This window comes from Streptomyces sp. NPDC057307 (assembly GCF_042667665.1).
Lineage (GTDB): Bacteria > Actinomycetota > Actinomycetes > Streptomycetales > Streptomycetaceae > Streptomyces.
The window spans coordinates 1-18,127 of the sequence record NZ_JBHUZM010000052.1; the positions used below are offsets into that span (position 1 = coordinate 1).

At 71.4% G+C, this 18,127-nt stretch carries 19 protein-coding genes; 9 read left to right on the forward strand and 10 right to left on the reverse strand.

The window, feature by feature from the left end:
• Nucleotides 1-89 precede the first annotated feature (89 nt).
• Entirely contained in the window at nt 90-554 is a 465-nt protein-coding gene (locus ACFUN8_RS19340; RefSeq protein WP_383638727.1) for a PaaI family thioesterase, read from the reverse strand.
• 64 nt (nt 555-618) lie between these two features.
• On the opposite strand from ACFUN8_RS19340, the gene ACFUN8_RS19345 reads away from it, so the two are divergent.
• Nucleotides 619-840: a DUF2277 domain-containing protein gene (locus tag ACFUN8_RS19345; RefSeq protein WP_383638730.1), complete on the forward strand. Its 222-nt coding sequence runs from the start codon at nt 619-621 to the stop codon at nt 838-840.
• Between the two features lie 69 nt (nt 841-909).
• On the opposite strand, the gene ACFUN8_RS19350 is transcribed toward ACFUN8_RS19345, so the two are convergent.
• From ACFUN8_RS19350 to ACFUN8_RS19365, 4 genes are all read right to left on the reverse strand, one after another.
• Nucleotides 910-1,569: a DedA family protein gene (locus ACFUN8_RS19350; protein WP_383638733.1), complete on the reverse strand. Its 660-nt coding sequence runs from the start codon at nt 1,567-1,569 to the stop codon at nt 910-912.
• A 339-nt stretch (nt 1,570-1,908) separates the two neighbouring features.
• Nucleotides 1,909-2,346, reverse strand: a complete 438-nt coding sequence (locus ACFUN8_RS19355) for a DoxX family protein (RefSeq protein ID WP_383638736.1) — start codon at nt 2,344-2,346, stop codon at nt 1,909-1,911.
• Nucleotides 2,347-2,680: 334 nt separating this feature from the next.
• Complete coding sequence (locus tag ACFUN8_RS19360) at nt 2,681-4,375, reverse strand: alkaline phosphatase D family protein (protein WP_383638739.1); 1,695 nt, start codon at nt 4,373-4,375, stop codon at nt 2,681-2,683.
• A 119-nt stretch (nt 4,376-4,494) separates the two neighbouring features.
• Nucleotides 4,495-5,160, reverse strand: coding sequence for an HNH endonuclease family protein (locus ACFUN8_RS19365; protein WP_383638741.1), 666 nt, complete (start codon nt 5,158-5,160; stop codon nt 4,495-4,497).
• Nucleotides 5,161-5,408: 248 nt separating this feature from the next.
• Here ACFUN8_RS19365 and ACFUN8_RS19370 point away from each other — a divergent pair, with 248 nt between their 5' ends.
• The gene (locus tag ACFUN8_RS19370; RefSeq protein ID WP_383638744.1) at nt 5,409-6,143 is read left to right on the forward strand and encodes an ABC transporter permease; all 735 of its coding nucleotides are present in this window, start codon (nt 5,409-5,411) and stop codon (nt 6,141-6,143) included.
• A 798-nt stretch (nt 6,144-6,941) separates the two neighbouring features.
• On the opposite strand, the gene ACFUN8_RS19375 is transcribed toward ACFUN8_RS19370, so the two are convergent.
• The 3 genes from ACFUN8_RS19375 to ACFUN8_RS19385 all read right to left on the reverse strand — a co-directional run bounded on the left by ACFUN8_RS19375 (nt 6,942) and on the right by ACFUN8_RS19385 (nt 9,307).
• A complete protein-coding gene (locus tag ACFUN8_RS19375; protein ID WP_383638748.1) occupies nt 6,942-7,421 on the reverse strand; it encodes a nuclear transport factor 2 family protein in 480 nt (159 codons plus the stop codon).
• Nucleotides 7,422-7,511: 90 nt separating this feature from the next.
• Nucleotides 7,512-8,192 (reverse strand): HAD-IA family hydrolase, encoded by a 681-nt coding sequence (locus ACFUN8_RS19380; RefSeq protein WP_383638751.1) that lies wholly within the window; start codon nt 8,190-8,192, stop codon nt 7,512-7,514.
• A 140-nt stretch (nt 8,193-8,332) separates the two neighbouring features.
• Complete coding sequence (locus tag ACFUN8_RS19385) at nt 8,333-9,307, reverse strand: peptidoglycan-binding protein (protein WP_383638754.1); 975 nt, start codon at nt 9,305-9,307, stop codon at nt 8,333-8,335.
• 161 nt (nt 9,308-9,468) lie between these two features.
• Between ACFUN8_RS19385 and ACFUN8_RS19390 the strand changes: the two genes are divergently transcribed.
• Nucleotides 9,469-11,553 carry a DHA2 family efflux MFS transporter permease subunit gene (locus ACFUN8_RS19390; RefSeq protein WP_383638757.1) on the forward strand — a complete coding sequence of 695 codons (2,085 nt, stop codon included), beginning with the start codon at nt 9,469-9,471 and terminating at the stop codon, nt 11,551-11,553.
• Between the two features lie 12 nt (nt 11,554-11,565).
• Here the strand turns inward: ACFUN8_RS19390 and ACFUN8_RS19395 are convergent, their stop codons facing one another.
• Nucleotides 11,566-12,099: a GNAT family N-acetyltransferase gene (locus ACFUN8_RS19395; RefSeq protein WP_383638760.1), complete on the reverse strand. Its 534-nt coding sequence runs from the start codon at nt 12,097-12,099 to the stop codon at nt 11,566-11,568.
• Nucleotides 12,100-12,216: 117 nt separating this feature from the next.
• Between ACFUN8_RS19395 and ACFUN8_RS19400 the strand changes: the two genes are divergently transcribed.
• From ACFUN8_RS19400 to ACFUN8_RS19410, 3 genes are all read left to right on the forward strand, one after another.
• Complete coding sequence (locus ACFUN8_RS19400) at nt 12,217-12,831, forward strand: hypothetical protein (RefSeq protein ID WP_383638763.1); 615 nt, start codon at nt 12,217-12,219, stop codon at nt 12,829-12,831.
• On the forward strand, nt 12,831-13,664 hold the full coding sequence (locus tag ACFUN8_RS19405) for a hypothetical protein (protein WP_383638766.1): 834 nt from the start codon (nt 12,831-12,833) through the stop codon (nt 13,662-13,664). Before ACFUN8_RS19400 ends, ACFUN8_RS19405 begins: the two co-directional genes overlap by 1 nt.
• 96 nt (nt 13,665-13,760) lie before the next feature.
• The gene (locus ACFUN8_RS19410; RefSeq protein WP_383638769.1) at nt 13,761-14,879 is read left to right on the forward strand and encodes a serpin family protein; all 1,119 of its coding nucleotides are present in this window, start codon (nt 13,761-13,763) and stop codon (nt 14,877-14,879) included.
• Nucleotides 14,880-14,963: 84 nt separating this feature from the next.
• On the opposite strand, the gene ACFUN8_RS19415 is transcribed toward ACFUN8_RS19410, so the two are convergent.
• Nucleotides 14,964-15,698, reverse strand: coding sequence for an SDR family NAD(P)-dependent oxidoreductase (locus ACFUN8_RS19415; protein ID WP_383638772.1), 735 nt, complete (start codon nt 15,696-15,698; stop codon nt 14,964-14,966).
• A 109-nt stretch (nt 15,699-15,807) separates the two neighbouring features.
• Between ACFUN8_RS19415 and ACFUN8_RS19420 the strand changes: the two genes are divergently transcribed.
• The 3 genes from ACFUN8_RS19420 (at nt 15,808) to ACFUN8_RS19430 (ending at nt 18,054) form a co-directional block, all read left to right on the forward strand.
• Nucleotides 15,808-16,437, forward strand: a complete 630-nt coding sequence (locus ACFUN8_RS19420; RefSeq protein ID WP_383638775.1) for a TetR/AcrR family transcriptional regulator — start codon at nt 15,808-15,810, stop codon at nt 16,435-16,437.
• Between the two features lie 595 nt (nt 16,438-17,032).
• Nucleotides 17,033-17,863 carry a Scr1 family TA system antitoxin-like transcriptional regulator gene (locus ACFUN8_RS19425; protein WP_383638777.1) on the forward strand — a complete coding sequence of 277 codons (831 nt, stop codon included), beginning with the start codon at nt 17,033-17,035 and terminating at the stop codon, nt 17,861-17,863.
• Complete coding sequence (locus ACFUN8_RS19430; protein ID WP_383638779.1) at nt 17,860-18,054, forward strand: DUF397 domain-containing protein; 195 nt, start codon at nt 17,860-17,862, stop codon at nt 18,052-18,054. The genes ACFUN8_RS19425 and ACFUN8_RS19430 overlap by 4 nt, the downstream gene beginning before the upstream one ends.
• Nucleotides 18,055-18,127 lie beyond the last annotated feature (73 nt).

The following is an 18,127-nucleotide window of genomic DNA, read 5'->3' on the forward strand; positions in this document are numbered from 1 at the left end:
CCACATGCACAACCTCGCCCTCGCCGCATGACCAGACCAGTCGTGAACCCTGCCCCGGCCTGCCCAGACACAGCCTTCTGCAACACGCTTTAGGCGGCGGGGCGTCCTTCGGGAGGCAGGATCATGCATGTCGTCGTCGCGTGGGCGATCAGCTTGCCGCGCTCGTCGGTGACCCGGCCCTCCGCCGTCGCCGTACGCCGGCCCACGTGAATCGTCGTGCCCACCGCCGTGAGCCGCCCCGCGTCCACGGTCACCGTGCGGATGTAGTTCACCTTCAGCTCCAGCGTCGTGAAACCGACGCCCGCCGGAAGCGTCGTGTGCACCGCGCAGCCCAGGGCCGAGTCGAGCAGCGTCGCCGCGATGCCGCCGTGCACGATGCCCAGCGGGTTGGCGAAGTCGGGCTTCGTGCTGAGGGACACGACGACGCGGCCCTCCTCCAGCTCGTCGAAGGCCATCCCGAGGAGCCGTCCGATGGTGGGCCGGTCGGTGGGCTGTTGGGCGGCCCAGCGCAGCAGTTCGAGTCCGGACAGCGTGGTGAGGTCAACAGTCGTCATGCGGCAGAAGCTATCAGTTCTGTTTCTGAACCCACCATGGGCGGAGATCGGTCACACTGGAGGTATGTGCCGCAGTATCAAGACTCTCCGCCCGCCCGTCATCCCCGAAGAGGCCACCGAGGAGGAGATCAGGGCCGCCGCCCTGCAGTACGTACGCAAGATCTCCGGTTTCCGCGCGCCCGCGGCCCACAACCGTGAGGTGTTCGACCGGGCCGTCGAGGAGGTCGCCGCGGCCACGGCGCGGTTGCTCGACGGCATCGAGGTACGAGGCGCGGCCCGGACCTGAGGCGCGGCCCGGACCTGGGGCGTGGCCCGAGGTGTCGCGCGGATCCGTGGGCCGTCGTGCCGCGTGCTCTCAGACGACCGGCGCCGGTACCCGCCGCCGCGCCGGGCGGCGCACGATGGCCGCGGCCACCAGCCCCGCCGCGAACAGCGCCAGCACGGACACCGCCGCGCCGAACCAGCTCGACCCCAGCCACTGGCCGCCGAAGTAGCCGAGCCCCACGCTGTAACCCGTCCAGGCCACGGCCGACAGGGCGGACCAGGGCAGGAACTCCTTCATCTTGCGGTGCGCCGCGCCCGCGCTCAGCGAGACCACCGAGCGGCCCGCCGGGACGAAGCGCGCGATCACCACGAGGATCCCGCCGCCGGTGAGGGCGACGCCGAGGCGTTCCTGCGCGGTGGTCAGCCGGCGTGAGCGCGCTATGGCGCGGGCCAGCCGGTCCCCGCCGCGCCAGGCGAGGCGGTACGCGACGAAGTCACCGATCACGGAGGCGACGGCCGCGCACACCATCAGCACGAGCAGCGAGGGCACTTCCTGCGGCACATGCGCCACGTGCGACACCTTGCCGGCCGCGTCGGCGACCGCCGAGGTCCCCGCTGCCGCCGCCGTGGCCGTCGTGATCACCAGCACGCCGCTGGGCAGCACGGGCAGGAACACGTCCAGGAGCACGGAGAGCGCCACAACGGCGTAGATCCATGGGCTGCCGGTCAGCGCGCCCAGACTCTCCAGCACTTTTATCTTCCCCGTTTCCGTAACGAAGCCGAAATCCCCCGGCCTCGTATCCCCCTGACCGCCGACCCCCCTCGCACGGAGCGAAGGGACGGTGGCTGTCAGCCATACAGCGTACGCCTGTGTGGTGGACCACCTTCCCACGGGGCGGGTGTTGTCCACCTCCTGTTTGTTGAATGGCCGAGATCGGGGAATGGCCGAATGTGGGTGTCCGGCCGAGTCTGCCGGACAGAACGGCGCCCGGACCCCGTCGAAACGGGAGCCGGGCGCCTGTGCTGCTGTTCGAGCTGTCCGACCGCCGGACGACAGGTCTGGCGGTCGGACGACCGGTCCGACTGTCGGTCAGGCCGTCACCGCCGTCGGCTGGTCCCGGCGCTCCGGCTCGCGTGTGCCGCGCGCGCCGATGAGCCGGTCCAGCGAGAGTGCGCCGGGGCCGACGAAGACGATCAGCAGGAAGGCCCAGCAGAAGATCGCCGAGGCTTCGCCGCCGTTCTCCATGGGGAACAGCCCGTCGGGCTGGTGGACGTTGAAGTACGCGTACGCCATGGAACCCGAGGCCACGAACGCGGCGATCCGGGTACCCAGACCGAGGAGGACCAGGCTGCCTCCGACGAGCTGGATGACTGCGGCGTACCAGCCGGGCCAGGTGCCGGCTTCGAGGGTGTCCTTGCCGAGGACGCCGAAGAGTGTCGCGGCGCCGTGGCAGGCGAAGAGCAGTCCGATCACCATTCGGAAGAGTCCGAGGGCGTACGGCTGCGCATGGTTGAGACGTGTGGACATGGGGGGTGTGGCTCCTTCGGTTCGGGACGTAACCGACGAGAACCTTCACGTTAGGCAGCCCTAAGGAATGCTTGCAAGTTCAACATCCCGCCAACGGTTGTTTCTCGGCCGAACACCCGTTCTCCGGAGCGAATCTGGGCCGTGCCGCCTGACCTGCTTCGTTCGGTCGGCTTGTCGCGACTGCGACGGAGATCCCATTCGGCCGGGCATGGGCAGACCAATGCCCGGTTCGGAGGAACCGGGCATTGGTCGACCAATAGGGACGAGGGGGTGTCAAAGGGGGTGTACGTACGGCTCCGAGGTCACCGCGAGGTCACCTGCTCGTTCCCCGGCGTCACTTCGGGGCCAGCTCCCTTTCGTCGACGGTCACCAGTCGCGCCCCGGCATTCCGGTCCTCGTCCCGTGCCTGCGCCTGGACCAGGCTCAGCCGCGCGGCGCGTCCCCGCAACGTGAGCGTCATCAGCTGATTACCGAACCAGGGGCCACCGGTCTTGCCCCACGTGACCGACGGCGCGGCCACCCGGCCGTGCCGGGCGAAGGCGCGGCCCAGGCGCCGGCCCACCCTGCTCCAGCCGAACCGGAAGCCGAGGCGTATCGACAGCGGGATGGAGTTGTGCACGGGGGAGCAGGTGAGTTGGACGACCCGCGACCGCGGCTGGTCCGTGCGCCAGAGCGGCTCGGCGACGTACGCGTGGTGCACATCGCCCGACAGCACGCAGACCGTCGCCGGCGCGTCGGGGCCGTTGCCCACCTCGGCGATCAGCCCCGCCAGCTTCTCGAACGACGTCGGGAACGCCGCCCAGTGCTCCAGGTCCGCCGCCCGGCGCAGCTTCTCGCCGAAGCGCGCCCAGTGCCGTCCGCGCTCGCCCCGGGCCAGCGCGGCGTTCCAGCTCTCCGCGTCGTGCACCAGCGGCGGCAGCAGCCAGGGCAGGGAGGTGCCGATCAGGAGGTGGTCGCGCTCGCCCGGATCGGTCAGCGCCTGGTCGCGCAGCCACCGTGCCTCCTCCGGGTCCAGCATCTCCCGGTGCCCCTCCGCCAGGACGCGGGCCGCCCGCGAGTCGACCATCAGCAGCCGCGTCCGGCCGAAGTCGCGGCGGTAACTCCAGCGCACGCAGGCCGGATCGGCGTCGGCCTCGGCGGCGAACTCCCGCAGCCGATCCGTGCCGTCCGGCTCCGCGCGTACGGCGGCGTACAGCTTGTCGGCGGCCAGTTCGGCGGGGGAGAGGTTGCCGAGGTGCTGATACACCCAGTACGACATCAGGCCGCTGAGGATGCGCTCCCGCCACCACGGCTTCGTCCGCATCTCGGCCACCCAGGACGCGCTGGTGTTCCAGTCGTCTATCACGTCGTGGTCGTCGAAGATCATGCAGCTCGGGACGGTGGAGAGCAGCCAGCGGACCTGGGGGTCGCTCCACGACTCGTCGTAGAGGTGGGTGTACTCCTCGTAGTCGGCGACCTCCGCGCCGGGCGGCTCGGCCAGATCGCGGCGCCCGGCCAGCCAGCGGCGCGTGGCCTTCGACGTCTCGTCGGCGTACACCTGGTCGCCGAGGAGGAGCAGCACGTCGGGGCGTACGGCTCCGGGGTCGGCCGTGAGGGTCGCGGCGAGGGTGTGGAGGGCGTCGGGTCCGACCGGGTCGGGCTCACCCACCGGCGCGGAGGCCCAGCGGCAGGAGCCGAAGGAGACGTGGAGTTCGGGGGCGTTCTCGGAGGTGTTCTGTAGGTGGCGCGTCGCGGACGCGGCGGGCGTACGGATCACGCTCGGCGGGAACGGGGAGTCCTCGGGCGGCCAGACCCGTACCTCGTCCAGCAGCACCTCGTACGCGACCGCGGTACCGGGGGTGAGCCCGGTCACCGGGATCAGGGCGTAGTGGTGCCCGGCGATCAGGAACGTGCGCGACGAGCCGTACGCGCCGCCCTCGCAGCGGACCTCGGCCGCGCACGGCCGGTCCGTCTCGACCCAGATCGTGGCCGTGCCGGCGGATTCCCCGTCGACATAGCGCAGCAGTGGTCCCAGGCGCAGCCCGGTCATGGTGCCTCCTCCGTCGCCCCGTACGGTACGGAACGACGGAGGGGGCAGACCAGGTTCCGGGCTGTGACAGGCAGCACGACCTGCTTCCGACCGCTGTCGGCGGCCGTCCGGGACCGTTGTCAGCAGCCGTTGAGGATGCCCTGCAGCGCGCTCTTCTCCGCCGAGTCGACGGTCAGGCTGTAGGCGTGCTTCACGTCCACCCACATGCGGGCGTACATGCAGTGGTACGAGGCGCTCGGCGGCAGCCACTCCGCCGGGTCGCGGTCGCTCTTGGACTGGTTGACGTTGTCGGTGACGGCGATCAGCTGCGGATTGCCGAGGTCGTTGGCGAAGGACTGACGCTGGGCGGTCGACCAGCCGCTGGCGCCGGAGGTCCACGCCTCGGCGAGCGGAACCATGTGGTCGATGTCCACGTCACCGGCGGCGGTCCAGGTGGCGCCGTCGTACTCGGAGTACCAACTGCCGCTGGTCGCGGCGCAGCTGGAGTTCGTCACGACGTTCGAACCGTCGCGCTTGAGCACGGTCTCGCGGGTGTCGCAGGCGCCCGACTGGGTGATCCAGTGCGGGAACAGGTCGCGGCTGTAGCCGCTGGTGGAGCCTTCGGCGCGCACGGTCAGCTGACCGAGGTACGTACGCGCCGTGGAGGCGGCGATGGGCGTGGGCGGAGATGCCTGGGCAGGGGTCGGGGCGACGAGCAGCGCGGTGGCCGAGAACAGCGCGGCGGACGCGGCGATGACGGCTATTCGCCCGGCGGGACGGCCTTGACGCGCGTAGATACCTGACATGCGAACTCCCTTGTCGTGGGGGGAAGCTGACCGTTCGGAGCCGTGTGGGGCCGGACCCGAGCGCCCATCGTTGCGGTGCCGGATTGCTGTGAGGTGGGCACCAGGTAACAGGGTGACGACATGGGCACGTCACATCAAGGGTTTTGGGACGTCGGTCGTGGGACTTGGGGCGCGTCAACGGCTCGCGCGCGGGCGCTATCTGACGTACAGGCAAAATGTCCGCAACGGATCGGGGTTGGGTGGGGCGCATGCTGCTGAAGGTTGATGTGACGTTCGGATTCGTCCTGGCGGTGCTGCTGGTCGCGGCGGCCGGGACCGCGGCGGTCGCGCATCTCGGGCGGGCGCGCGAGATCGCGACCGCGGGGGTGCGGGCGGCGGTTCAGCTCGGCGTGGTCGCCCTGGTGATCGGATGGGTCGTCGGGTCCGTACCGGCGCTGCTGGCCTTCATCGCGCTCATGTACGCGGTGGCGGTACGCACCGCGGGGCGCCGCATCACGGGGAACGGGACGTGGTGGTGGGCGGCGGTGCCCATCGGGGCGGGGGTGGCGCCGGTGGTCGTGGTACTGCTCCTGACCGGACTCGTACCGGTCAAGGGCATCGCCCTGATCCCCATCACCGGCATCCTCATCGGCGGCGCGCTGACGGCGACGGTGCTCGGCGGGCGGCGCGCGCTGGACGAACTCGGCACGCGCCGGGGCGAGGTGGAGGCCGGATTCGCGATCGGCCTGCCGGACCGGGACGCCCGCCTGGAGGTGGCCCGCCCGGCGGCGGCGGACGCGCTGCTGCCGGGGCTGGACCAGACGCGGACGGTGGGACTGGTGACGCTGCCGGGCGCGTTCGTCGGGATGCTGCTGGGGGGTGCGTCGCCGTTGTTCGCGGGGGCGGTGCAGCTGTTCGTACTGGTGGCGTTGATGGCGGTGCAGGCGGTGGCGGTGAGCGCGGTGCTGGAGTTGGTGGCGCGGGGGGTGGTGCATCGGGGGTAGGGCGCTGTTCCTTTCCCCGTTCCCGCCCCTTCCCGAAACCGGGGTGGGCCCCGGGCCCCCGGGGGGGGGTGGGTGGTGTGGCGGGGCTGCGGCCCGTGCGCGCCCTGCGGGCGGTCCGGCCGGGTTGGCCGACGGGCTTGCGCCCGTGGCCGGGGTGCGGCTTGCGGGGTGGGGTGTTGGTTTTTCCCCGTTCCCGCCCCTTCCCGAAACCGGGGTGGGCCCCGGGCCCCCGGGGGGTGGTGGGCGGTGCGACGGGCCTGCAGCCCGTGCGCGCCCTGCGAGCCGAGGGGCGCAAATCCGTCGGGTGTACCCGCGCCGCTCGGCGCCTCCGGGCCGGGCCGACCGACGGGCTTGCGCCCGTGGCCAGGTGGGCGGTCATCTGCGCGGCGGGGCGCTGGCGGGCCTGCGGCCCGTGCCCGCCCGCGGGCGGTGGCGCCGGGCCGGCCGACGCGCTTGCGCCCGTGGCCGGGTGTGGGTGGGTGGTCTTCGGCGCGCCCTGCGGGTGGTGGCGCCGGGTCGGCGGTTCGCCCTGTGAGCCGAGGGCCGGACTTCCGTCGGGCGTACCGGCGCCGCCCGGCGCCTCCGGGCCGGCCGACGGGCTTGCGGCCGTGGCCCGCTGCGAGCGGCCTACGAGGAGGGCAGGCCGTCCGTCCCGCGGGGTGTGTGCCGGGCTTCCGTTGGGCGTACCTGTGCCGGCTTGCGCCCGTGGTCGGGGTCGGGGTGGGGGTGTGGGTGTGGGCGGCCTGCGTCGTCAGCGCCCCCGACGGGCCCGCCCCCCGCCCCCGCGCGCTCGTCGCGTCAGTGGCCGTCCCTGAGTACCACCGCCGGCGGGTCTCCGAGCGACCAGATCTCCTGCAGTGTGAACCTGGCGATGCGCCACCCCCGAGGTGTGCGCACGCATGTCAGGTCGCACACTCCACCCAGCACGAAGTTCGTGACCTCCGGGCGCGGGTCGTCGTCGAAGTGAATGTGGGTCACGGACAGGTTCGCGTGCAGAGAGGCCGTGGCTCCGTCGGTCTCCACGAGGTGGTCGGTCGTCAGGTGCAGCGTCGCCTTCCACCAGCTCGCGATCTGCCGGGTCAGCTCCAGGGCCGCGGCGCGCCCCTCCGCCACCCGGTCCGGGGGGAAGTGCAGCTCGGCGTCGGCCGTGAACGTGGCCTCGGCCCAGGCCGGGTCGAGACGCTTGCTGTCCAGGGCGCGGAAGTAGCCGCTGAGCAGTCGGCCGATCGCCGACCGATCCGCGATGAGTGTGACCTCGTCAGCGTCCGTGAGCGACATGAGGATCCTCCGCACCGAGGGGTCGTATGAGTGAAATGTCGCAGACAAACGCTCGGGGTGCGCGGTCGGGCATCGGGAGGGGCGGGGCAGTCACCCGCCCACGTGGACCTGGAACGTGCCGTCCGGCAGCGTCGTCACCCGTACGTCCGTCAGATCGTGCGTGTGGGCCGTCGGGGACAATGAGGCCGCCCGCGGGCCCACCCCCAGCACCCGCATCCCCGCCGCGCGCGCGGATGTGATGCCCGCGTCGGAGTCCTCCAGGGCCAGGCAGTCGCCCGGGTCGACGCCCAGTAGCGCGGCGCCCTTCAGGAAGCCCTCCGGGTCCGGCTTGCTCGCCGAGACGTGTTCCGCCGTGACGCGGGTCGGGGGGATCGGGAGGCCGGACGCCGCCATGCGGGCCGTCGCGAGGGCTTCGTCCGCCGAGGTCACCAGCGCGTGCGGCAGCTCCGCGATCGCCGACATGAACGCGGGCGCGCCCGCGATCGGGACCACCCCGTCCAGATCCGCGGTCTCCTGCGCCAGCATCACGCGGTTGTCGGCGAGGTTCAGCTCCATGGGCCGGTCCGGCAGCAGCACCGCCATCGTCAGGTAGCCCTGGCGGCCGTGGACGACCTTCAGGGCCTCCTCCGGGTCCAGGCCGTGCTCGATGGCCCACCGGCGCCAGCAGCGTTCCACGACGGCGTCGGAGTTGACGAGGGTCCCGTCCATGTCGAGCAGTAGCGCGCGGGCGGTCAGGACGGTTGTCGTCGTGGTCGGGGCGTTGGCCGGCATCGGCGGACTCCAAGCAAGGGGTGAGCACAGACAAGAGCGGCTCCCGCCCGCCGGTCAGGGATACGGACGGGAACCGCTTTGTTCAACGACTATACAAAGTGGGTACGGGAACACGCCAGCCCGGTCGGATCGAGAACCGGTCAGTCCCGGCCCCAGTCTTCTCCCCGGCCCGGCCCGCCGGCACCTCCGCCGCCCCCGCCACCCTGCTCCCTGCCGTTCCCGCTGGTCTCCGCCTCCAGCGCGCGCCGGGTGTTCGGGCCGTACACACCGCTCGGATCACCCTCGATGCTCTTGTACGACTGGTAGACGCGGACCGCCGCCTCCACGCGCTCGCCGAACCGGCCGTCGTACCCGTCGTTGTACAGCCAGACCTCCGACAGCCTGCGCTGAAGCTCCTCGACCTCCGCCCCGCTGTCCCCGCGCCGCAGACCCGCCCCGGCCCCCGACCCCTGCGTCGTCCCCGTGCCGTCCGGCCGCGGTGGCTCCGTCGCGGGCTTGCCCGTCGAGCCCGGCTTCCCCGTCGACGACGGCGGCCCGCTCGTGGCCGGCTTCGACGCCGACGCGGCTCCCGATCCGGAGGCCGAAGCCGAGGCCGAAGAACCCGACGCCGGCTTCGACGCGGACGCGTTCGCCGAAGCCGACGTCGACGGATCCGGCCGCGCACTCGCCGTCGGCAGCCCCGAGTTCAGATCGGACGTCGCCTCGTCACCCCCGTCGTCCCCGGTGAACAGCCCCCCGGCGAACGACGCCGTACCGATCACCGCCACGGCCGCCGCCGTCAGCGCCACCATCGCGAACGTCCTGCGCCCACCCGTCCGTTCCGGATCGTCCGCCGCCGCGCCCGGCGCCGTCGTCCGCAGCCCCGGCAGCGACAGCCGCATCGTCTCGGCCGGGTCGGTGCCCTCCGACCGGTCGCCGCCGTGCATCGGCGGTGGTGGCGGGATGGACGGTACGGCCCCGTCGGGGTCCTCCAGCGCCACGTACGGCCGTATCCGCAGCGGGTCGAAGTCCTCGGCCGCCGCTATCGCCGCCCGCTCCGAGCAGTCGCAGCCGACGCCCGATCGGCCGTACGCGTCCCGCGGCGTACCGCATTCGGGACAGAGCTGTCCGGTCAATGTGGGTCCCCTCCCTTGGGCTGTCAGCGATTATGCAGCCCGGCCCCGCGGCGGCGGACGGGGGTCCGTCCCGTCCGCCGACCGCGTTCGGCAGGACATAACAGGCCATAAATCAACAGAACAACCAGGATGGGGGCAGACGCAGACCCGAGGAGATGCCGATGGCTCAGGAAGTGAGCACCCCGCCCACGAGTCCGGTCCCCGGCGAGGGCCAGAACCGGCGGACCATTTTCGTCTCGATCGGCGCCCTGCTGCTCGGCCTGCTGCTCGCCGCGCTCGACCAGACCATCGTCTCCACCGCGCTGCCCACCATCGCCAGCGACCTCGGCGGCCTCGACCATCTGTCCTGGGTCGTCACCGCGTATCTGCTGGCCTCGACCGCCGCCACCCCTCTGTGGGGCAAGCTCGGCGACCAGTACGGCCGCAAGAAGCTCTTCCAGGCGGCCATCATCATCTTCCTGATCGGGTCGGCCCTCTGCGGTGTCTCCCAGAGCATGGCCGAGCTGATCATCTTCCGCGCCCTCCAGGGCCTCGGCGGCGGCGGGCTCATCGTGCTGTCGATGGCGATCGTCGGCGACATCGTCTCGCCGCGCGAACGAGGCAAGTACCAGGGCCTGTTCGGCGCCGTCTTCGGCGCCACCAGCGTCCTCGGCCCGCTGCTCGGCGGGCTGTTCACCCAGCATCTGAGCTGGCGCTGGGTCTTCTACATCAACCTGCCCATCGGCGTCGTCGCCCTGGCCGTCATCGCCGCCGTCCTGCACATCCCGGTGCGCTCGACCAAGCACACCATCGACTACCTCGGCACCTTCCTCATCGCCTCCGTCGCCACCTGCCTGGTCCTCGTCGCCTCCCTCGGCGGCACCACCTGGGACTGGGGCTCGGCCCAGATCGTCGGCCTCGCCGTCCTCGCCGTGATCCTGCTGATCCTCTTCATCCAGGTGGAGCGGCGGGCCGCGGAGCCCGTACTGCCCCTCGGACTCTTCCGTATCAGGACCTTCGCGCTCGTCTGCGTCATCAGCTTCATCGTCGGCTTCGCCATGTTCGGCGCCATGACCTATCTGCCGACGTTCCTCCAGATCGTGCAGGGCGTGTCCCCGACCCTGTCGGGCGTGCACATGCTGCCGATGGTGTTCGGACTGCTGCTCACCTCCACCGGGTCCGGGCAGATCGTCAGCCGTACGGGCCGCTGGAAGGTCTTCCCGATCGCCGGCACGGGCATCATCGCGATCGGACTGCTGCTGCTCCACCAGCTGAAGGTGAGCAGTGGCACGTGGGAGATGAGCGCGTACTTCTTCGTCTTCGGCGCGGGTCTGGGACTCGTCATGCAGGTGCTCGTGCTGGTCGCGCAGAACTCCGTCCGTTACGAGGACCTGGGCGTCGCCACCTCCGGCGCGACCTTCTTCCGCTCCATCGGCGCCTCGTTCGGCGTCGCCATCTTCGGCACGATCTTCACCAACCTGCTGCGGAGCAAGCTCACCGACTCCCTCGCCGGGCAGCGGCTCCCGCCCGGCGTGAGCCCGGGACAGCTCGCGTCCGACCCGCGCTCCGTGGGCGACCTGCCGCCCGCGATGCGGGCCGGGGTGCTCAACGCGTACTCGACATCGATCACCGATGTCTTCCTGTTCGCCGTGCCCGTCGTCCTCGTGGCCTTCGTCGTCGCCTGGTTCCTCAAGGAGGACAAGCTGCGCGGCTCGGTGACCGCCCCCGAGGTCACCGAGACCCTGGCCAGCAACCCGGTCGAACGCTCCTCGCGCGACGAGTGCGCCCGCATGCTGTCCGTACTCGGCACCCGCGAGGGACGCCGGCACATCTACGAGAAGATCACCGAGAGGTCGGGGTACGACCTGCTCCCGGCGGCCAGTTGGCTGCTGCTGCGCATCAGACGCCACGGCGTGGTCGAACCCGCCCGTCTCGCCGAGACCGTCCCCGTACCCCTGTCGGTCATCAACGACGCGTCCCGGCAGATCGAGGAGCGCGGCCTGGCCCGCCGCGACGGGACGGGGCTGGTCCTCACCGAGCACGGCCTGGACGTGGCGACGGTGCTGGCACGGGCGCGGGAGGAGTCGCTCGCCGAGATGCTGGGCGACTGGTGGGGGCCCGAGCGGCCGACCGATCTGGCGGAGCTGGTGGAGGAGTTGAGCGGCGAGCTGTGCGGGTCGGACGCGGAACGGCCCGACGGCGCGGAGCCGCGAGGCGATCACTCGCCGCGCGGAGATCATTCGCCGCGCGGCGATCATTCGGTGTGAGTCCCGGCCCGGTTACGGCGCTGCTGCGAGGTCCTTGCCGAACCAGATCTCGGAGTAAGGGCCTTCGCTGTACGCGGGGATCTCCGCGTAGCCGCACGCGGCGTACAGGCCCCGCGCCTCGACGAGGTCGAGCCGGGTGTCGAGCACCATCCGCGTCGCGCCGAGCCGGCGGGCCGCCGCCTCCAGGGCCGCGAGCAGCGCGTGACCGCCGCCCGTGCCGCGTACGGCGGGGCGGACGTAGACCCGCGTCAGCTCGGCCACCCGTGCCGGCCCGGGCGCCCCGGTCAGCTCGGGTGTACGTGAGCCGGGGCCGTCCAGCAGCAGTACGCCGCCGCACGACTGGGGCACGCCCTCGTACCGTCCGACGACGAACTCACCGGTGGGCGGGGTGAGTCGGTCGGGCGGGTCGTCCGCGAGGCCCTCGTCGATCTCCGCCGCCGTCGCCGGGCGTCGCCAGTAACGGCTCGCGACCTCGTCGTAGTAGTCGCGGCGCAGCCGGGTGGCTTCGGAGGTCCCGAAGAACTCGGGGCGGACGTTCCAGTTCATGGTCATCTCTCTATCCCGGTGCCGCGCTGTTTGGCCAGCCGATTCCGGGCAACCCGACTCTCCGAGGCGCCCCTTCACCGGAACACGAGTCGAATCCAGGAATCCAGGAAGGCAATCATGTCCACTGTCCTGATCGTCGTCGCGCTGATCGTGGTGATCGCCATCGCTGTCGCCGCCGTCCTGTACGGGACCGGCAAAGGTGGTGGACGCGGCGGACTGAAGCGGCGGTTCGGCCCCGAGTACGAGCGGGCCGTCAACCGGCACCACGGTGATGTCAAGGCCGCCGAGACCGAGTTGGCCGAGCGGGTCAAGCGCCACGGCGACCTGCGTCAGCGCCCGCTGCCCGCCGAGGCGCGCGACCAGTACGTCGCCCACTGGGCCGGTCTTCAGGAGCGTTTCGTCGACTCCCCGCGACAGGCCGTCGTCGAGGCCGACAAGTTGATCTCCCGGCTGGCCTCGGACCGGGGTTTCCCGGACGCCGAGCAGCACACCGAGCACGTCGACGCCCTGTCCGTGCACCACGCGCACCAGGTGGACGGCTACCGCAGGGTGCACCACGCCGCCTCCGAGGCGGGCCAGGGCGCGAGTACCGAGGAACTGCGCGAGGCGATGGTCGAGGCGCGTCAGCTCTTCGAGCGGCTGGTCCTGGACTCCAAGGAGGACAGCCCCCGGCACCGTCCGGGCATCCCCGGCCGGAATCCCGCACTGAGGCCCAAAGGAAGTGGCGTGTGATGACGTACGACCCGTACGACCCGTCCAACTCCGAGCAGCAGCAGGATCGCAAGGATCGGCAGGCGAAGACCGGCAAGGGGGAGCGGGAGCAGGTGCTCAGGAGTGAGCGCGGCAGCAAGCCCGCGACGCCCGTCGTGCCGCTGTCCGAGTCGGAGGCCGCCGCCGCTGCCGGCGGCGACGCCGGGCACCGGCCCGCGCGGCCCACGGCACCGCCGATGACACCGCCCGCCACGCCGCCGGCCGCGCCGGCCTCGGCGCCGCTGGCGTCCGCGCCCGCCACGCCGCCCGGGACAGCCCGTGCGACGGAGAAGGACCCGCACAAGGACCCGCTGGCGGGGCCGGTCCAGGACCCCGTGCACCCGGTGCACGCGCCTGTCACGACGCCCAGGAGCGCACCCGGCAAGTCGAGCGCGCCGACGTTCTCGACGTCCAAGTCCGCGTCCACGGCCGCGTCCACGCCCAAGTCCACGGCCGCATCGGCGTCGGCGTCGGTGCCGGCGCGTGAGACCGCGCCCGGCCGGACGCCGGAGGACACACCCGCGCAGACGCCCCGGCTGATCCCCCAGGACGAGTGCGACAAGCTCAACCTGCGCCTCCAGGAAGCGCTGTCCACCTTCATCGACGGGCCCAGGCGCTCGGTCGAGGAAGCGGCGGGCGTACTGGAAGAGGCGGTCGAGCGCCTTACGACGGCCCTGGCCGAACGGCCCCGCAGCTTGCGCGACAGCTGGGACGCGCACGGGGACAGGAGCGGCAAGTCGACGGCCGACACGGAGGATCTGCGGCTCGCGCTGCGGAGCTACCGCGAGGTCACGGAGCGACTGCTCCGGATCTGAGGCAGGGAGCGTCCAAGAACCCGGGGACGGCCGCGTTGGGACCGCGGCCGTCCCCGTCTCGGTGTGTGTCGCGGCGTCCGTCGTACGCTCAACCGCATGGGACAGGAGACAACAGGACTGACGACATACGCCGGGGCGATGCAGACGCTCGCGGAGCGGTGGCTGCGAGTACGCGGTGAGGGTGAACGTGGCGGCGTGGACGGTGACTTCGTCTGTTCGCCCGCCGGGCTGTGGCTGGCGCTCGGCGCGGTGACCGCCGGGGCGCGGGGTGAGACGGCCGGTGAGCTGGAGGCCCTGCTGAGGCTGGGCGGTGGGACGGACGTCGCCGAGGCCGTGACCGCCAGCGCCCGCGCGCTCGCCCGGACCGAGCAACTGGGCGTGGCCACACGGGTATGGAGCAGCGTCCCGGTCTACCGCGCGTACCGGGAGGCGCTTCCGGACATCGGCTTCGGGCACATGGATCCGGCCGGGATCGACGCCTGGGTACGGGACGCGACCGGCGGGCTGATCGAGAAGCTGCCCGTGGAAATCGACGGGAACACGCTGCTCGCGCTCGTCAACGTCCTTGCGCTGAAGGCGCGTTGGTACACCCCCTTCGAGGCGGTGGCCACCGCCGCCCGGCCCTTCACGGACGCGGCGGGATCGGTGCATGACGTGCCGACCATGCACCAGCGCCTCGGCGCGGGCTCCGGATGGACGGTGGACGGCGCGCACGTGGTCGAACTGCGCTGCGAGGGCGGGAAGTCCGCCGTGCGGGTGCGGTTCGTGCTGGGGGAGAAGGGGGCGAGGGCGGCGGACGTCCTGCCCGCCGCGTGGGCGCCCGAGTCGCGCCGCGCGCCGATCGACACCGAGATGATCGGCCTCGCGCTGCCGCGGCTCGAACTCCGTACGACGATGGACATCGCGCCCCAACTGGCGGCGCTCGGAGTGACGTACGCGACGAGTGACGCCGCGGACTTCTCGGGGCTGTCGCCGGAACGGCTCAGGATCGAGGAGGTCGTGCAGGAGGCGGTGGTGAAGGTCGCCGAACTGGGCGTCGAGGCGGCGGCGGTGACGGTGATCGCGATGCGCGCGGGGTCCGCCCGGCCGCCGCGCGTGGTGCCGGTCGCCTTCGACCGGCCGTTCGGCGTGGTGGTCCTGGACGGCACGGGCGAAGTGCCCTTGTTCACGGCCTGGCAGGCGAGCGCGCCGCGGGGGCCGGTGGCCGGGGGGTAGCGCGTGCGGCCGGGGCGGCGTCCGGTACGTGGCGTCCCGTACGCGGCGGACGGCTCCCCGGCCCGCCCCGGCCCCGCCGTACGACTACACCGCCGTACGGCCGGCGTCGGCGGCGATCGTGGCACCGGTGACGTAGGCGGCGCGCTCGGTGGCGAGGAAGTGGATGACCTCGGCGATCTCGCGCGGCGTGGCGAGGCGGCCGAGCAGCGTCGTCTTCGCGACCTGCTGGGCGCCCTCCTCACCCATCGAACCGATCACCATGTCGGTACGGGTGGGGCCCGGGGCCACGGTGTTGACACGCACGCCGGCCGGGCTGAACTCGGCCGCCCACGTGCGGGTGAGGGATTCCAGCGCCGCCTTGGTCGCGGCGTAGACGGACAGCCCGGCCATCCCCACACGCACGGCCATCGTGCTGATGTTGATGATGCTGCCGGACCCCCGGGCGACCATGCCCGGTGCGAGGGCGGCGGTCAGGAAGTACGGGGCCCGGATGTTGGCGGCGAGGGCTGTGTCGAAGGTCTCCACGTCCTGCGACGTGGTCGGCCCGCCGGGGAAGATCGCGGCGTTGTTGACCAGGATGTCGACGTCACCGGCCTCCCCGGCGAGACGGCGCAGCGAGGCCAGGTCGGTGAGATCGGCCGCGACGAACCGCGCGCTGCCCCCGGCTTCGGAGATCGACTTCACGGTGGCCGCGCCGCGCTCCGGGTTACGGCCGGTGATGACGACATCGGCCCCCGAAGCGGCGATCAGGCGGGCCGTCTCGGAGCCGATACCGCCGGTGGAGCCGGTGATCAGGGCGATTTTGCCGGTGAGTTCCATGGTGCACCTTCCGGAGTTCCGGCCCGGGGAGGGACCGGAGTGGGTTGTGCGTTCCAGATTGCTCGGCAAAAAATGGGTTGTCCACTCCAAAATCCTCTATGCTGGACGCATGACGACCGAGACCCGGCGGAAGGACCCCGCCAAGCCGCTGACCCCGAAGGGCCGGGCCACCCGCCGGCGGATCGTCGCGGCGGCGGCCCAGCTGATGTACGAGCGCGGGCTCACCGAGGCGACGCTGGAGGACGTACGGGCCGCGGCCGGCGTGAGCGGCTCGCAGATCTACCACTACTTCGCGGACAAGCAGGCGCTGCTCCTGGCGGTGATCGAGTTCCAGACGGAGGCGGTGCTGGAGATGCAGGCGCCGCACTTCACCCGCCTGGACACGATGGCCGGCCTGCGGGGCTGGCGGGACGCCCTGGTGGAGTACCAGCGCCGTCTGCAATGCCGGGGCGGCTGCCCCATCGGCACGCTGGGGACCGAGGTCGCGGAGAACAACCCGGAGGCACGGCTGGCGGTCGCCTCGGGGTTCCTGCGCTGGGAATCCGCGATCCGCGAGGGCCTCACGGCGATGCACGCCCGGGGCGAACTCGACGCCGACCCGGACGACTTGGCGCTGGCCACGCTCGCCGCGCTCCAGGGCGGGCTGCTGCTCACCCAGATCCAGCGGGAGGTCCGCCCGCTGGAGGTCGCGCTCGACGCGATGCTGGACCACATCGCACGTGTCCGGGTGAGCCCGTAGGGACCGGTGACGGTTACCCGTCGTCGCGTCGGCTGATCCGGTTCCTTTCCGTCGTGGCGGCTGAACCGGGCTGATAGTCGGGGCACTTGGGGTGCCCGCATTCGCACGGCGGCCAGTTGAGCACGGAACCGGGGCTCAAGTCGGCCCCCTCCGCTCCCGGTTCGACTTTCCGGACGACGACGGCGCCGTCCACGCCGACGGCTTCGGAAAGCTGGGACAGGAATTGACGCGATTCGCTGCGGGTCATTCGGGCAGCCCTTTCAGTCCGTGGAGAACGTGTCGGAGAAGGCCGGCCGTCACCGGCGCGTATTCGCCTGCGGCGGCGGGCGGGGTGTGGGGGCGGAGCCGGTAGAAGGCGCCTTCCTCTACGAGGGTGGTGAGTTGGTCGTCCGGGGCGGGGGGATCTAGGTCCACGTCGCACCCTTCTACGGGGAGTAATCGGGGGTGTTCAGAGTGCGACGATGGGCGCTACGGTGGGAAGGTGTTCCCTGACCGTCCTGCGGGTTGGTCGAACCGGCATATGCGCAGACGTCTGAGCAGGGCAAACGTGCCACGCGAGGACGCTTCCCAGACGTGTAGTCAAGGGGGTTTCGGCATGTATGAGGGGTACGGTGTTGACGAAGTACGCACTCCGCTGGAGCGGTTCGGGGAGGCGTTGAGGGACGCCAGAGAGCTGCGTCCGGCAGGCAAGCTGTCGCAGACGGAGTTGGCGCGGCGGGCGAAGACGTCGAAGTCCACCATCAGCCGGATCGAGCGGGCGGTGCCGCCCATCCCCAGCCATCTGCCTGCTCTCTTCGACCAGATCTTCGAGACGGACGGACTCTTCAAGAGGCTGTACGAAGAGGCAGTCGCGCAGACCTTCCCCGCGCTCTACCGGCGCCGCATGGCGCTGGAGCGGGAGGCGATCGCCGTCTGGGAGTGGTCACCCACGATTGTGCCGGGGCTGTTTCAGACCGGGGCGTACGCGCGCGTGCTCTTCAGGAACAGCGACCGTCGCGCCAGTGAGGACGAGATCACGGCTTCAGTCGGCAGTCGCCTTGCTCGTCAGGATCTGCTGCGTGGGGCGGCGCCGCCGGACGTCCGGCTCGTACTGTGCGAGTCGGCCATCCGGAACCGGATCGGCTCGCCGGAGGTGATGCGTGATCAACTGGCTGCGCTTCTCGGCATGGCCGAGCGGCCGACCACGCAGGTGCAGGTGCTTCCACTCGACTCGGAGGCACATCTGCTGAATGACGGGGCCATCACGCTACTGACGTCGCCAAGTCACGTCACTGTGGCATGTGTTGAGGCTTTTCGAACTGCGGGCATCATCGACGATCCTCACCATGTCCGCATCGCTCAAAGTGCTTACAATGAGCTGACCAGCGAGGCGCTTTCGCCACGGGAGAGTGCTTCGCTCCTGAGAGAGCAGATGGAGTCCCTGTGAACCGTACCTCCGCGTCCGAAAACTGGGTCAAGTCCTCGTACAGCAGCGGTGAAGGCGGCAACTGCGTGGAGTGGTCGCCCGCCATCGCCCAGGCGCACGGCGTCGTCCCCGTCCGGGACAGCAAGTTGGCCGACGGGCCCGTGCTCACGGTCTCGGCCGCAGGCTGGCGTGCTTTCGTGGCGGCGCTGTGAACGTCACTCTGGCACCGGAGAGTTGGGTGAAGTCGTCATACAGCAGCCAGGACGGCGGCAACTGCGTCGAGTG